We start from the raw sequence: 2,090 nt of genomic DNA, 5'->3' as shown, positions 1-2,090 counted from the left end.
TGTGTTCGGGCATCGAAGTGCTGCGCGAGCTGGCGCGGCGCAAGGGCCAGGACGCGGCGCTGATGCCCTACGCCTTCACCAGCACCCTGGGGGCCGGCGGCGAGAGCGGCGGCGGGGCCTTCATGCCCGGTGCCGAGCTGGTGTTCGGCATCAGCCAGACACCCCAGGTGCTGATCGACTGCCAGGTCAGCGAGCGTGACGACGGCTTGGCGATCAACTGGGACATCCGCGAAGGGGTGTTCAGCGAGACCCTGCTGGATGCGCTGTTCGACACCTTCGAACGCCTGCTCAAGCGCCTGGCCCGGGAGCCCTCGGCCTGGACCCTGGATGACTGCCTGGAGTTGCCGGCGGCCCAGCGCCTGCAGCGCGAGCTGGTGAACCAGACTGCCGCGCCTTTGCCCTCCGGCCTGCTGCATGAGCCGTTCTGGCGCCAGGCCGCGGCTGCACCCGAGCGTGTGGCGCTGATCCAGGGCGCCGCGCAACTGAGCTACGGCGAACTGGCCGGGCGCGCCGAAGCCGTGGCCGAAGCCTTGCTCGACGCCGGCTGCCAGCCTGGAGAGCGGGTCGCGGTGTGCATGGACAAGGGCCTGGAACAGGTGATCGCGGTGCTCGGCATCCTGCGGGCCGGGGCCGCCTACCTGCCCCTGGACACCAACCAGCCCGAGGCCCGGCGCCAGTTGATCCTGGACAACGCCGAGGTCGCCCGGGTGCTCAGCCAGTCCTGGCTGAGCGACAGCTTGTGCTGGCCGGCGCGGGTGACCCAGGTGATCGCGGTGGACCAGGGCCCGCGGGCGGCACAACGGGCGTTGCCGAGCCTGGACATCGACCCGCAGCAACTGGCCTACGTGATTTACACCTCGGGCTCCACCGGGGTGCCCAAGGGCGTGATGATCAACCATCAGGCGGCCCTCAATACCATCGTCGACATCAACCAGCGCTTTGCCATCGAGGCCCAAGACCGGGTACTGGCCCTGGCCAGCCTGGGCTTCGATCTGTCGGTGTACGACATCTTCGGCCTGCTGGCCGTGGGCGGCGCCCTGGTGCTGCCGGACCCGCAACGCCGCGCCGACCCTTCGCATTGGGCCGAGTGCGTCCGGGAACACGGGGTGACCCTGTGGAACTCGGTACCGGCGCAATTGCAGATGCTCACCCACTACCTGCAGGCCGTGCCATCCATGGCCCCCGGTTCCCTGCGCCTGGCGCTGCTGTCTGGAGACTGGATCCCCCTGAACCTGCCGGCGGAGGCCGCCCAGCTACTGCCCGGGCTGCGGCTGATCAGCCTCGGCGGCGCCACCGAAGCGGCGATCTGGTCGATCTACTATCCGATTACCCAGGTCAACCCCCAGTGGCGCAGCATTCCCTACGGCATGCCCCTGGCCAATCAGCGCTTCATGGTGCTCGACGAGCAGGGCCGGGATCGCCCGCAAGGGGTGGCCGGCGAGCTGTACATCGCCGGTAGCGGTCTGGCCCTGGGTTACCTGGGGGATGCCGAGAAAACCGCCGAGCGCTTTGTCGACCATCCGCGCAGCGGCGAGCGCCTATACCGCACCGGCGACCTGGGGCGCTACCTGGACGACGGCCTGATCGAGTTCCTCGGCCGCGAAGATTTCCAGGTCAAGGTCCGTGGCCACCGCATTGAACTGGCGGAGGTGGAAAGCGCGCTGCTCAGCCATCCCCATGTGGAGTCCGCGGTGGTGGTGGCAGCGGGCGAGGGTGCCTTCGAGCGGCACTTGCAAGCCTGCCTGCGGGCCAGCCTGCGGGACACGCCGATCGCCTGGCCGGCGCAGTTGCAGGCGCGCACCCAGGCGGCGGCCGAAGCCGTGCGCGGCGGCTTGAGCGATGCCCTGGTGAGCGAGATGTCGGCCTGTGTCGAGCGCGCCGCACTGCTGTCCATGGGCCTGGCCCTGCAACGCCCCGGCTTGTTCGAGAGCGCCGGGCAGAGCCATGCCCTGGACGAGATTGTCGAGGCTTGTGAGGTGGCGCCGCGCAACCAGCGCTTGATCCGCCGTTGGCTGCAAGCCCTGGCCCGGGAAGGCCTGGTGCACCGGGACCTGCACACCGGGTGTTATTCGGGCCTGCAGGTATCGGCC

1 protein-coding gene is annotated in these 2,090 nt (G+C 69.5%); it reads left to right on the top strand.

What is annotated here, in order from left to right:
* Positions 1–2,090 (top strand): amino acid adenylation domain-containing protein (locus tag F6S12_RS31340; protein WP_315869818.1); only part of this gene is annotated, 2,090 nt, incomplete at both ends.

This window comes from Pseudomonas sp. JV245A (assembly GCF_032424515.1).
Lineage (GTDB): Bacteria > Pseudomonadota > Gammaproteobacteria > Pseudomonadales > Pseudomonadaceae > Aquipseudomonas > Aquipseudomonas protegens.
The sequence above is the reverse complement of the archived record's forward strand: the minus strand, read 5'-3'. Positions and strand labels throughout refer to the sequence as shown.